The organism is Mesorhizobium sp. M2D.F.Ca.ET.226.01.1.1 (assembly GCF_004022705.2).
Lineage (GTDB): Bacteria > Pseudomonadota > Alphaproteobacteria > Rhizobiales > Rhizobiaceae > Mesorhizobium.
This window is the reverse complement of sequence record NZ_RZOY02000009.1, coordinates 208,181-220,350: the sequence shown is the minus strand read 5'-3', so window position 1 is coordinate 220,350 and position 12,170 is coordinate 208,181. Positions and strand designations below refer to the sequence as shown.

The window sequence follows — 12,170 nt, the reverse complement described above, 5'->3', positions numbered from 1 at the left end:
TCCCATAATCCCCTTCAACACGCGGTGGCGCGATGACCATCGCCGCTGTTCAATCCAACCCAACCCCCGCCATCCTGCCGGGCAGCGGCGGAATGCGCGGCGCGCTCTCCGACCTGTTCTGGCGCCGGCCGAAATTTTTACTCACGCTGATGCTGGCGCCGTCGCTTCTGTGGCTCGGCATCGTTTATATCGGCTCGCTCTTTGCCTTGCTGGCACAAAGCTTCTTCTCGATCGACGAGTTTTCCGGCCTCATCAACCGCGAGTTCACGCTGAAGACCTATGGCGACCTGTTCCAGGCCGCCAATCTCGACATCATCCTGCGCACGGTGACGATGGCGGCGCTGGTTACGCTTGCCTCGGCTGTCATCGCCTTCCCGATCGCCTATTACGCGGCGCGCTATGCGCGCGGCCGCTGGAAGGCGCTGTTCTATCTTGGCGTCATGCTGCCGCTGTGGTCCAGCTACCTGGTCAAGATCTATGCCTGGAAGCTGATCCTCGCCAAGGAAGGCATCCTCACCTGGCTGCTCGCCAAGCTGAACCTGCTCTGGCTGCTCGATGCCTGGTTGTCGCTGCCGGTCGTCGGCGGCAACTCGCTGTCGGTCTCCTTTACTGGCACCTTCATCGTCTTCGTCTATGTTTGGCTGCCGTTCATGATCCTGCCGGTGCAGGCGGCGCTCGAGCGCGTGCCCGGCAATCTGGTCGAGGCCTCGTCCGATCTCGGCGCCTCGCCGGGCCAGACCTTCCGCAACGTGCTGTTCCCGCTGGCGCTGCCCGGCATCGTCGCCGGCTCGATCTTCACCTTCTCGCTGACCTTGGGCGACTACATCATCCCGCAGATCATCGGCACCTCGCGGCTCTTCATCGGCCAGGCCGTCTATTCGCAGCAGGGCACGGCCGGCAATATCCCTTTGGCCGCCGCCTTCACCGTGGTGCCCATCGTCATCATGGGCTTCTACCTCTGGGGCGCCAAGCGCATGGGGGCTTTCGATGCGCTCTGACCGTGGCCAATCCGCTCCGCTCGGCCTGAAGATCGCCGCCGCCTGCGGCCTGCTCTTCCTGCATCTGCCGATCCTCTTGATCTTCGTCTATGCCTTCACGACGGAGGAGAAGAGTTTTGTGTGGCCGCCGCCAGGGTTGACCACGCAGTGGTTTGCCGTCACCTGGAACCGGCCGGACGTCTGGGATGCGCTGTCGCTGTCGGTCCGCGTCGCCGCCATCTCCACGGCCATCGCATTGGTGCTCGGCACGCTTTGCGCCGCCGCCGTGTCGCAGACGCGCTTCTTCGGCCGCGAGGCCATCTCGCTTTTGGTCATCCTGCCGATCGCGCTGCCCGGCATCATCACCGGCATTGCCCTGCGCTCCGCCTTCGCGCTCGCCGACATCCCGTTCTCGTTCTGGACGATCGTGCTCGGCCACGCCACCTTCTGCGTGGTCGTCGTCTACAACAACGCCGTCGCCCGTTTCCGCCGCACGTCAGGCTCGATGATCGAGGCCTCGATGGATCTCGGCGCCGACGGTTTTCAGACATTCAGGCATGTCGTGCTGCCGAACATCGCGACCGCATTGCTCGCCGGCGGCATGCTCGCCTTCGCGCTGTCCTTCGACGAGGTCATCGTCACCACTTTCACCGCTGGCCAGCAGCAGACGGTGCCGATCTGGATGCTCGAGGAGCTGATCCGCCCGCGCCAGCGCCCGGTCACCAATGTCGTGGCCATGGTCGTCGTGCTGGTGACGCTGCTGCCGATCCTCTTTGCCTATTACCTGACCCGCGACGGCGACCAGATCGCCGGTTCGGGCAAATAACCATATTCGTAAGGGAGTGACGTCCATGGACACCCAGATGCTGATCGGCTCGAAATTCGAGAAGGGCACCGAGACCGAGGAACCGATCCTCAATCCCAAGACCGGGGCAACCATCCTCAACCTGCCGGAGGCGAGTCCTGCGCAGATCGAAGCGGCAGTCGCTGCCGCCGAACAAGCCTTCGTCGGTTGGTCGCGCACGACGCCCGCGCAGCGCTCGGGCTATCTGCTTAAGATCGCCGACCGCATCGAAGCCGAAGCCAAGGAATTCGCAGCGCTCGAGGCGCTGAACTGCGGCAAGCCGATCAATGCCGTGCTCAATGACGAGATCCCGGCGATCGTCGACTGTTACCGCTTCTTCGCCGGCGCGGTGCGCTCGATGCCTGGCCAAGTGGCCGGCGAATATATTGCTGGCCACACCTCGATGGTACGGCGCGACCCTATCGGCATCGTCGCCTCGATCGCACCCTGGAACTATCCGCTGATGATGATGGCATGGAAGGTGGCGCCGGCGATCGGCGGCGGCAACACGGTCGTCTTCAAACCCTCGGAACAGACGCCGCTGACATCGCTGAAGCTGGCGAAGATCCTCGCCGAGATCCTGCCCGAGGGCGTCGTCAATATCGTGCTCGGTCGCGGCGACAGCGTCGGCAACACGCTGATCAACCACCCCAAGGTCAACATGATCTCGATCACCGGTGACGTCGCCACCGGCAAGAAGGTGCTGCAGGCCGCCGCCAAGTCGGTCAAGCGCACGCATCTTGAGCTCGGCGGCAAGGCGCCCGTCATCGTCTTCGACGACGCCGACCTCGGCGCCGTGGTCAACGGGTTGCGCGCCTTCGGCTACTACAATGCCGGCCAGGACTGCACCGCCGCCTGCCGCATCTATGCCGGCAAGAAGATCTACGACAAGCTCGTCGCCGATCTCTCCTCGGCGGTCTCGACGATCAAGTACAATCGTCCGGACGACACCGAGAACGAGATCGGGCCGCTGATCTCGCGCCGCCAGCGCGACCGCGTGTCGAGCTTCGTCGAGCGCGCTTCGGAGCTGAAGCATATCGAGATCACCACCGGCGGCAAGCCGGGCGAGGGCTCAGGCTTCTACTACCAGCCAACGGTCGTCGCCGGGGCGCTGCAGGAAGACGAGATCGTGCGCCGCGAGGTCTTCGGTCCGGTCGTCTCGGTCACCCGCTTCTCAGATGTCGACGAGGCGGTGAATTGGGCAAATGACAGCGACTATGGCCTTGCCTCGTCGGTGTGGACGAAGGACGTCTCGCGCGCCATGGCGACGGCCGCCCGCCTGCAATATGGCTGCACCTGGATCAACACCCACTTCATGCTGACCAACGAGATGCCGCATGGCGGCTTGAAACAGTCCGGCTACGGCAAGGATATGTCGCTCTACGCGCTGGAAGACTACACCGCCGTCCGTCACGTGATGGTGGCGCACGGGTAAAATGAAAAAGGATGACGGCTCGCCGCCATCCTTAAAATATTCGCTGCGCCGTGTCGGCATATTAAGCGCCGTGCTACGCCCGCCCTAAGCGGCCGTCCTGCCTTGCTCAGCCGATGCCGCGGGCTTTATGTTCTGGTTGACTCGGAAGACGTTGAAGGGGTCATAGGTGCGCTTCACCTGGCTAAGCCGCTCGTAGTTCGCGCCATAGCTCGCTTGCACGCGCGCCTCTCCTTCGTCGTCCATCATGAAATTCACGTAGCCGCCTTCGCCGTTATGGGGATGGATGCTCGTCCAGTAATTCTTGGCCCATTTGGTGAGATCGGCGGCCTTGCCCGGATCGGGATCGATGGCGGCGATGACCATCGACCAGGTCGCGTCGCGCGCGTTCCACGCCGTCTCGTTTTTGCCGACACGGCGAACGGCGCCGTCGATCGGGTAAAGATGCATGAGGGACAATTCGCTCGGCGCCTTGGCGGCCTGCGCGATATGGGTGGCGATGGCCTCGTCGGGAAGCGACCTGACGAAATCGCCCTTCCAGTACCATTGCAGGCCCTTCGGAAGCAGCGGGTCGAACATTGCCTGCAAGACCGGGAATGGCATCACGCCCATCCAGTTGAAGATCGGCGGTGGAAGAGTGTCGAGCAGTGGTGCCATGGCCTTGCGCCCCTCCTCTTCCGTGCCATTGTAGCAGGAGATGATGGCGCAGGCGCGCTTGCCCCAATGCTCGCGCGGGAAGGGATCCGTCGAGGGAACGGTTTTCAGGCCGACAAAGGCACCGAGGTCTTCCGGCGCCTCCGGCAGATAGTCGCGATAGGTCCGCATGACGGCCGGAGCGTCCTTGGCCTCCCAGAACACCGGGCCGCCGAAGATCATGTTCACCGGATGGGCCTGGAAGAGGAAGCTGGTCACGACGCCGAAATTGCCGCCGCCGCCCCGCAGCGCCCAGAACAGGTCGGGGTTCTCAGCTTTGCTGGCTGTCACCACGCTGCCGTCGGCCAGCACCAGATCGGCCTCGACCAGATTGTCGATGGTGAGACCGTATCTGCGCGTGAGATAGCCGGTCCCGCCGCCGAGGGTTAAGCCGGCAACGCCGGTGGTCGAGACGATGCCGGCCGGAACCGCGAGCCCGAAAGGATGTGTGGCATGATCCACGTCGCCCGACGTGCAGCCGGGCCCGACCCTGACGGTGCGTGTTTTCGCATCGACACGGACACCCTTCATCATCGACAGGTCGATCACGAGGCCGTTGTCGCAAATCCCCAGCCCGGCGCCGTTGTGTCCGCCGCCGCGCACGGCAATCAGCAGGTCGTTGTCGCGGGCATATTTCACAGCGGTGATCACGTCGGCGACATCAGCGCAGCGCGCAATCAGCTGCGGGCGCTTCTCGATCATGCCGTTGTAGACCTTGCGGGCCTCGTCATAGCCGGCATCGTCGCGCAGGATCACCTCTCCGCGCAGGCCTTCACGCAGTTTTGCATGGGTTTCATCGCTCATCGTTTTGCTCCCTTTGATTGCGTCAGCGCCATGCGGCTCGACGCGACGCATCTGTTGCTTCGTTCTGCCGCCTCGATGGGGGCGGGTGCGTTGGATGGTGCAGGAAGAGCACATTGCACCAAATCCGGTGCCTGCCGCTTCGCCCGAAAGGACCAGCGGGGCATGGCCCGGGAGAGCCATTACACGGCAGCCAAAGCGGCCGCCGGAAAGAGCCGTCCCGGATGTTCGGTCCCTGGCTTAGGGTCGATCCGATGATGAAGAGCGGCCGCCCGCGTCACGACTACTCGTGCCCCTGGTGCTCGCCGCCTCTCGGCTCCGGCTCTTCGACGACGCAGCTATTCCACGATTCGGAAGATCTGCCACTGGCTGGTGCCCGACACCACATAGGGCTCCAACTCCTTGCCCCATTTGGCGTGCGCGTCGATCTTGGCGATCTTGGCGAAGAACGCTTCCAGTTGGGCCAGGCTTTCGACCTCGTGATGGGATTCGATCGTCGCTTCCCGTGCGCCGATAGAACCGGTCATGAGGCGGAAATTCAAGTCGGCGAGGCCGACCTGTGAACCGATCTCGCGCTCCCATTTGCGCATCAGCTCGAGCGCGGTCTGCTTATGCCCGAACCTGGCATCGATCTGCCATCTGGCGCTGAACATGTTGGTTCTCCCTGATGATTGTGTTGATTTGTCCGCGGTTGATTTATTCGTCCCAGGCCTGCACGACGGTCTGCCGCGCGATCAGGCCGTTCCTCAGCTCCAGCATCGCCGCGCAGACCACCTTAGTGCCGTCCGGATAGGCGCAGGCTTGCATGAAGGCGAGGTTGTCGCCCTCGGCGATGGTGGTGTCGACCTTGTGGGTCATCGCCCGGCTGCAGATATCGTCCCAGAAGATGCTGATCGCCGCGCGGCCGCGGATTTCGCGCGGCTTGCTCGGCGGGTTGTTGCGGTCGACGACGCGCACCAGCGCATCGTCGGTATAGAAGCTCGACAGCAGCTTGCCGTCACGGCCCTCGATCGCCTTCTTGATCGCCGCGCCGTCCACCGTCTTTGTCTTGGTCAACATTCTTGTCTCCATGGCCCGTCTGGCCGGGCGTTCGGTTGCTGGGGACGCGGCCCGGCGCGATCGCCGGACCGCGGGTCTTTCACTGCGACTTGGCCTTGACTGCCGCGAACAGGTCGTCGGTCTGCTTCTTGAATGTGGCGAGGTCGACCTGGCTGCCGTTGAGCATCGTCGACCAGTGGCGCACGATTGCCGCCATAGCGATCGCTTCCTTGATCTCTTCGTCGCTCGCGCCATTCGCCTTGGCCGCCAGCGTGTGGAAATAGATGCAGTACTGGCAGGGGATCTGCGAGGCGACCGCGAGGCCCAGCAGTTCCTTGGTCTTGCCGTTGAGGGCGGTATTCGGATTGAGCTGCACGCCCTTGATCTCGGCCCAGGCGCCGGCCACCGCGACATCCGGCAGCGTCTTGAACATGTCGGGCACCGTGCCGAGCGTGGCCTGGATGTCCTTGTACGCGGCGGTTGCCGAAGCGTCTTCGGCGCGCGCCGGGGTAATGGCCAGCAATGCGCCCACGGTAAATGCCAGCAATCCGATCTTGCGATTGAGTTTCAGCATTTCATCCTCCATTCGCAGCGCCTTCCTGGCTGCCTGCATGGGGAGAATTGATACCTCTTACGGCGTCCCGACCGCTTCGCCCGAAAGCGCCATGGCTCTCATGGCCCGTCCGGGCCAGCATGTCTGGCCGAGAATGCCGCCGCCGCCGCCCGCGACGGCAGGTCGAGCTTGAGCAGGATGTTGGCGACGTGCCGCTTGACCGTGTGCTCGCTGAGCTCCAGCTCGGCGGCGATCGCCGCATTGCTCTTGCCGTCGGCGATCAGGCTCACCACCTCGCTCTCGCGAGCCGTCAGCGTTGTTGGTTCGGCAGGCTTGGACTTGGGGCGGCAGGCCGGCTCCAGATGCTGTTCGGCCGTCACCTGGACCAGCGCCAGCGGCTCGTCCAGTTCGTCGAGGCTGATACGCCCGGAATCGATGAAATGCAGCCCCGAACCCGCCGCCAGCTCTGCGACCAGCCTTGAGCAGAGGATGTGACCGCGCTCGGCATGGGCAGCAAGCTGCATGGCCACACGCGCCGTCAGCCCCGTCGGCAGTCCGCGTACCTCGATCTCGCCGACATGTACCCCTTGCGCGCTTGCCACACCGATTTCCTGGGCCGCCTCGCGCAGCAGCGCCGCGCAGCGCACGGCACGGGCCGGGCCGTCGAAGCGCGCGATCATCAGCTCGCCATGCGTGCCGGCCACGCGTCCGCCATGACGGCCGACCAGCATGCGCCAGTTCTCCTGGAAGCGCAGGCTGCGTTCGCTCCACAAGCGGTCGCCAAGCCGCGCGGTGTCGTAGATGCGCGTCACCAGAAGTGCTGCGAGCACCCGTTCCACATCGGCCACGGCCGGTTCTCCGGTCAGGAATTCCTCGATCAGGTCGGCCACGCGGTCGACGTCTCCGGTCCAGATCGGGTGGTCGCGCCCCGAAATCTCGACCAGGCGCGCGCCGGGAATCTTCCTGGCCAGGAAGCGGCTGGCGTCGGGATCGACTCGGGCGTCGTTGCGGCGATGGATCAGGTATGTCGGCACACTGATCGTCTCGAGCATGTCGCGCACGTCTATGCCGGCATTCATGCGGGCAAGTGCGGCCGCGGCCGTCGGGCTGGCAGACAGCCGCTCGAACCGGGCCCACCATTGCGCAAAATGTGTGTCGTCGACCCGTCCCGGCGCGAAATTGGGCAAGGTGGCGCCTGTGCCCCAGGACGTCTCAGCCGTCTCGATGAAGGCTTCCAGCCGTTCCTGCGGCATCACCCATTTGTGGAAATGCGCGTAGCCCCCGTAGAGCACCAGCGCCCGCGTCCGCTCCGGATAGGTGGCGGCAAACAGCATTGCCATGGGCGCGCCTTCCGAGGCGCCGAGGATCGCGGCGCGGCCGCTGCCGGTGGCATCCATCACCGCGCGCACGTCGTCCATGCGGGTTTCGAGACTGGGCAAATTGTGGGTATCGACGCGGTCGGAAAGGCCGGTGCCGCGCTTGTCGAACAGGATCAGCCGCGAGAAGGCGGAAAGCCGCTTCAAGAGACGGCTGTAGCCTTCATCTTCCCAGTGCAGATCGAGATTGGAGATGAAGCCCGGCACGAAGACCAGATCGAACGAGCCTTGGCCGACCACCTGATAGGCGATCCGCACATCCCCGCTACGAGCGTATCTGGTCTCGATAGGCCTCACGCAACCATCCCGCCCGGCCAGACGATCTCCTGTCGCCGACCATAGCAGAAGCGGCCCGCTTACGGCAGACAAACTTTAGAGAGTTGAAATGTAAGACCTTTGTTGCCGTCGCGCCGTCGGCGCGACCCTCCCGGTCTATGCCTGCCTTGCGTAGCCGATGCTCTTGTCGGCCTGTTCCGCCGTCGGCGGTCGCTTGATCTTGGCCGAGGCGGCGATCACGAGGTCGTCGAAACCCTCGGTGCCGGCGTCCAGCATCTCGAACAACTGCCGCCGCATCCGTGGCTCCCAGAACTTGTTGATGTGCTCGGCCAGCCCGGCGATGCCTTCCTCGCGCGGCTTCGAGTGGAAGAAGGTGGCGATCTGATTGGCCATGCGCACCAGCTTCTCCTTTGTGCTGGCGATGTGGTCTTCGTCATGCGACATGCTTGGCAACTCCGGAAGCCACCCGTTCCGGGTGGGTGAAAATATCGAAATCATCGCCGCGCACCAGCGCGACCAGCGTCATGCCGGCGGCATCCGCCGTGCGGATAGCGAGCGCCGTCGGCGCCGAAACCGCCATGATGATCGCCGCGCCGATGGCGGCGGTCTTCTGCACCATTTCGACCGAGACGCGCGAGGTCACCACGACCGCGCCGGTAGAACCATCAATGCCTGCCTTGGCCAGCGCGCCGGCAAGCTTGTCCAGCGCATTGTGTCGGCCGACATCCTCGCGCGCCATCACGATGCCCTTTCCCGGAACATAGAAACCCGCGGCATGAACCGCGCCGGTCTCGGCGTGCAGCGGCTGAACCTTGGACAGCAACCGGACGGCGCTGGTGATGTCTTCTGCTTGAAGCGTAAGTCGTGACGCACCAACCGCATCGATCGAGCGCATCGCTTCCTCGATGGATTCGATGCCGCACAAGCCGCAGCCGACAGGCCCGGCCAGCCGGCGCCGCCGTGCCTGGAAGCGTGTGTTGGCCTGGTCCTTCAGCCGGATCTGGATATCGATGCCGGCGCCGAGATCCTCGACCTCGATCGCCTCGATCTCCTTCGGGTCGGCGATGATGCCTTCGGTCAGCGAGAAGCCGAGCGCGAAATCCTCGAAGTCGGCGGGGCTCGCCATCATCACGGCATGCGTTGTGCCGGCAAAGGAGAACGCCACCGGCGTCTCTTCCGGCACCATGCGGTTCGCGGCAGCGGTGCCGCCGGCGCGATGCGCCAGCCGCGAGATTTGCGTCGTGGCTTTGCGCCGCGCGGTCAAGACTACTCCGCCGCCGCCAGCGGTGCGATACGACGGCTGTGCCGAGCCTGCTCGTTATAGTCCTTCTGCCAATCGGTCGGGCCGTTGGACGGCGCCACCTGCACGGCGGTGACCTTGTATTCCGGACAGTTTGTCGCCCAGTCTGAGAAGTCGGTGGTGATCACGTTGGCCTGCGTGTCCGGGTGGTGGAACGTCGTGTAGACGACGCCCGGCGAGACGCGGTCGGTGATCAGCGCGCGCAGCGTGGTTTCGCCGGAGCGGCTCGCCAGCCGCACCCAGTCGCCGTCGCGGATGCCCCGGACTTCGGCGTCGTGCGGATGGATCTCCAGCCGGTCCTCGGCATGCCACGTGACGTTTTCGGTGCGCCTGGTCTGCGCGCCGACATTGTATTGCGACAGGATGCGGCCGGTGGTGAGGAGCAGCGGATAGCGCGGGCCTGTGCGCTCGTCCGTCGCCACATATTCGGTGCGGATGAACTTGCCCTTGCCGCGTACGAAGCCGTCGACATGCATGATCGGGGTGCCGAGCGGCGCCTTCTCGTTGCAGGGCCATTGCACCGAGCCGACGCGGTCGAGCAGCTCGAACGAGACGTTGGCGAAGCTCGGCGTCGTCTTGGCGATCTCGTCCATGATCTGCGAGGGATGCGTGTAGTTCCAGTCGAGCCCGATGGCGCGGGCAAGCTCCTGCGTCGCTTCCCAGTCGGCATAGCGCGCCTTCGGCTCGATGACCTTGCGCACCATGTTGATGCGGCGCTCGGCATTGGTGAAGGTGCCGTCCTTCTCGAGGAAGGTCGAACCCGGCAGGAAGACATGCGCGTAGTTCGCCGTCTCGTTGAGGAAGAGGTCGTGCACGACCACGCATTCCATCGCGGCGAGGCCGCCGGCGACATGCTTGGTGTCGGGATCGGACTGCAGGATGTCCTCGCCCTGGATGTAGATGCCCTTGAACGAGCCGTCGACGGCGGCGTCCAGCATGTTGGGGATGCGCAGGCCGGGTTCATCGTCCAGCTTGACGCCCCACAGGCTCTCATAGATATCGCGCACCGCCTCGCCCGAGATATGGCGATAGCCCGGCAGCTCGTGCGGGAACGAGCCCATGTCGCACGAGCCCTGCACATTGTTCTGGCCGCGCAGCGGGTTCACGCCGACGCCGGGGCGGCCGATATTGCCGGTGGCCATGGCAAGGTTGGCGATTGCCATCACCGTGGTCGAGCCCTGGCTATGCTCGGTGACGCCGAGGCCGTAATAGATCGCGCCATTGCCGCCCTTGGCGTACATGCGCGCCGCACCCCGGATAAGCTCGGGGTCGACGCCCGACAACTTGCCTACAACCTCGGGGCTGTTCTCCGGTAGGGCAACGAAGGAGGCCCAGTCCTGGAACTCGGCCCAGTCGCAGCGCTCGCGCACGAAGGCTTCGTTGTAGAGGCCCTCGGTGACGATGACATGCGCCAGCGCCGTCAGCACCGCCACATTGGTGCCGGGCTTCAGCGGCAGGTGATAGTCGGCCTCGATATGTGCCGACTTGACCATCTCGGTGCGGCGCGGATCGAGAACGATCAGCTTGGCGCCCTGGCGCAGCCGCTTCTTCAGCCGCGAGGCGAACACCGGGTGCGCCGAAACCGGATTGGCGCCGATGATCACGGCGACGTCGGTGAATTCGACCGAATCGAAATCCTGCGTGCCGGCCGAGGTGCCGTAGGTCTGGCCGAGGCCGTAGCCGGTCGGCGAGTGGCAGACGCGGGCGCAGGTGTCGACATTGTTGTTGCGGAAGCCCTGCCGCACCAGCTTCTGGACGAGATAGGTCTCCTCGTTTGTGCAGCGCGAGGACGTAATGCCGCCGATCGCCGTGCGTCCATACTGATACTGGATGCGGCGGAATTCCTTCGCCGTGTGGGCGATCGCCTCTTCCCAACTCACCTCGCGCCAGGGATCGGAGATCTTCTCGCGGATCATCGGCGACAGGATGCGGTCCTTGTGCGTGGCGTAGCCGTAGGCGAAGCGGCCCTTGACGCAGCTATGGCCGTGGTTCGCCTTGCCGTCCTTGTAGGGCATCATGCGGATGACCTTGTCATCCTTCACCTCGGCCTTGAACGAGCAGCCGACGCCGCAATACGCGCAGGTGGTGACGGCCGAGCGCTCCGGCATGCCCTTTTCGAGCACCGTCTTCTCGCGCAGCGCGTCGGTCGGGCAGGCCTGGACGCAGGCGCCGCAGGACACGCATTCCGAGGCGATGAAATCCTCATGCATGCCGGCGACCATGCGCGATTCGAAGCCGCGGCCCTCGATGGTCAGCGCGAAGGTGCCTTGCACCTCTTCGCAGGCGCGCACGCAGCGCGAGCAGACGATGCACTGCGCCGGGTCGTAGGTGAAGTAGGGGTTGGATTCGTCGCGGGCGATGTAGTCGACTGCCAGCGAGCCATGGCCGGGGGCGACGCCGCCTTCATCCTTGACGTGGTTGCGGCCTTCGATACCGTAACGGTTCTCGGTCAGCCCGACCGACTTCGCCACCGCGTCGAACTCGCTGGCGCCGGTTCCAGCCTTCTCGTTCCAGGCCATCGGATGGTCGGAGACATAGAGCTCCATAACGCCGCGGCGGATGGCGTCGAGTCTCTCCGACCGCGTGCGCACCACCATGCCTTCGCCGACCGGCGTCGTGCAGGAGGCCGGCGTGCCGCCGCGCCCTTCGATCTCGACCAGGCAGACGCGGCAGGAGCCGAAGGAGTCCAGCATGTCGGTGGCGCAGAGTTTCGGGATCTCGACCCCGCCTTCCATTGCAGCGCGCATGATCGAGGTGCCCTCTGGCACCGTGATGCTTTGCCCGTCGACGGTCAGCGTGACCTGCTTCGTCGCTTTCGACTCCGGCGTTCCGTAGTCGATCTCTTCGATGAGTGTCGGGAAGTCGGCCTTGATGTTCATC

The 12,170-nt window shown here is 64.6% G+C and carries 11 protein-coding genes; 3 read left to right on the top strand and 8 right to left on the bottom strand.

Annotation, left to right across the window (positions count from 1 at the left end):
- Positions 1-92: 92 nt before the first annotated feature.
- From EN869_RS21700 to EN869_RS21690, 3 genes are read left to right on the top strand one after another with little or no spacing between them, the layout of a single operon-like run.
- Positions 93-998, top strand: a complete 906-nt coding sequence (locus EN869_RS21700) for an ABC transporter permease (protein WP_189341246.1) — start codon at positions 93-95, stop codon at positions 996-998.
- Complete coding sequence (locus tag EN869_RS21695) at positions 988-1,803, top strand: ABC transporter permease (RefSeq protein WP_127227748.1); 816 nt, start codon at positions 988-990, stop codon at positions 1,801-1,803. The genes EN869_RS21700 and EN869_RS21695 overlap by 11 nt, the downstream gene beginning before the upstream one ends.
- A gap of 25 nt (positions 1,804-1,828) precedes the next feature.
- Positions 1,829-3,256, top strand: a complete 1,428-nt coding sequence (locus EN869_RS21690; RefSeq protein WP_127227747.1) for a gamma-aminobutyraldehyde dehydrogenase — start codon at positions 1,829-1,831, stop codon at positions 3,254-3,256.
- Positions 3,257-3,340: 84 nt separating this feature from the next.
- On the opposite strand, the gene EN869_RS21685 is transcribed toward EN869_RS21690, so the two are convergent.
- The 8 genes from EN869_RS21685 to fdhF all read right to left on the bottom strand — a co-directional run bounded on the left by EN869_RS21685 (position 3,341) and on the right by fdhF (position 12,169).
- Positions 3,341-4,750, bottom strand: coding sequence for an FAD-binding oxidoreductase (locus tag EN869_RS21685; protein ID WP_127227746.1), 1,410 nt, complete (start codon positions 4,748-4,750; stop codon positions 3,341-3,343).
- 335 nt (positions 4,751-5,085) lie between these two features.
- Positions 5,086-5,400: a hypothetical protein gene (locus EN869_RS21680; RefSeq protein WP_127227745.1), complete on the bottom strand. Its 315-nt coding sequence runs from the start codon at positions 5,398-5,400 to the stop codon at positions 5,086-5,088.
- Positions 5,401-5,443: 43 nt separating this feature from the next.
- Entirely contained in the window at positions 5,444-5,806 is a 363-nt protein-coding gene (locus EN869_RS21675) for a nuclear transport factor 2 family protein (RefSeq protein WP_127227744.1), read from the bottom strand.
- A 79-nt stretch (positions 5,807-5,885) separates the two neighbouring features.
- Complete coding sequence (locus EN869_RS21670) at positions 5,886-6,359, bottom strand: carboxymuconolactone decarboxylase family protein (protein ID WP_127227743.1); 474 nt, start codon at positions 6,357-6,359, stop codon at positions 5,886-5,888.
- Positions 6,360-6,457: 98 nt separating this feature from the next.
- Positions 6,458-8,011, bottom strand: a complete 1,554-nt coding sequence (locus tag EN869_RS21665; RefSeq protein ID WP_127227742.1) for an alpha/beta fold hydrolase — start codon at positions 8,009-8,011, stop codon at positions 6,458-6,460.
- A 135-nt stretch (positions 8,012-8,146) separates the two neighbouring features.
- Complete coding sequence (locus EN869_RS21660; protein ID WP_127227741.1) at positions 8,147-8,434, bottom strand: formate dehydrogenase subunit delta; 288 nt, start codon at positions 8,432-8,434, stop codon at positions 8,147-8,149.
- Positions 8,424-9,254, bottom strand: coding sequence for a formate dehydrogenase accessory sulfurtransferase FdhD (fdhD, locus tag EN869_RS21655; protein WP_127227740.1), 831 nt, complete (start codon positions 9,252-9,254; stop codon positions 8,424-8,426). Before fdhD ends, EN869_RS21660 begins: the two co-directional genes overlap by 11 nt.
- Positions 9,255-9,256: 2 nt before the next feature.
- Complete coding sequence (gene fdhF, locus EN869_RS21650; RefSeq protein WP_127227739.1) at positions 9,257-12,169, bottom strand: formate dehydrogenase subunit alpha; 2,913 nt, start codon at positions 12,167-12,169, stop codon at positions 9,257-9,259.
- Between the last annotated feature and the right edge of the window lies 1 nt (position 12,170).

Excerpts from the sequence above, each read along its gene's own strand:
- EN869_RS21675 (WP_127227744.1), bottom strand. The coding sequence starts at position 5,806 with ATGTTGACCAAGACAAAGACGGTGGACGGCGCGGCGATCAAGAAGGCG.
- EN869_RS21680 (WP_127227745.1), bottom strand. The coding sequence starts at position 5,400 with ATGTTCAGCGCCAGATGGCAGATCGATGCCAGGTTCGGGCATAAGCAG.
- EN869_RS21685 (WP_127227746.1), bottom strand. The coding sequence starts at position 4,750 with ATGAGCGATGAAACCCATGCAAAACTGCGTGAAGGCCTGCGCGGAGAG.
- EN869_RS21700 (WP_189341246.1), top strand. The coding sequence starts at position 93 with ATGCGCGGCGCGCTCTCCGACCTGTTCTGGCGCCGGCCGAAATTTTTA.
- EN869_RS21695 (WP_127227748.1), top strand. The coding sequence starts at position 988 with ATGCGCTCTGACCGTGGCCAATCCGCTCCGCTCGGCCTGAAGATCGCC.
- EN869_RS21690 (WP_127227747.1), top strand. The coding sequence starts at position 1,829 with ATGGACACCCAGATGCTGATCGGCTCGAAATTCGAGAAGGGCACCGAG.
- EN869_RS21660 (WP_127227741.1), bottom strand. The coding sequence starts at position 8,434 with ATGTCGCATGACGAAGACCACATCGCCAGCACAAAGGAGAAGCTGGTG.
- fdhF (WP_127227739.1), bottom strand. The coding sequence starts at position 12,169 with ATGAACATCAAGGCCGACTTCCCGACACTCATCGAAGAGATCGACTAC.
- EN869_RS21670 (WP_127227743.1), bottom strand. The coding sequence starts at position 6,359 with ATGCTGAAACTCAATCGCAAGATCGGATTGCTGGCATTTACCGTGGGC.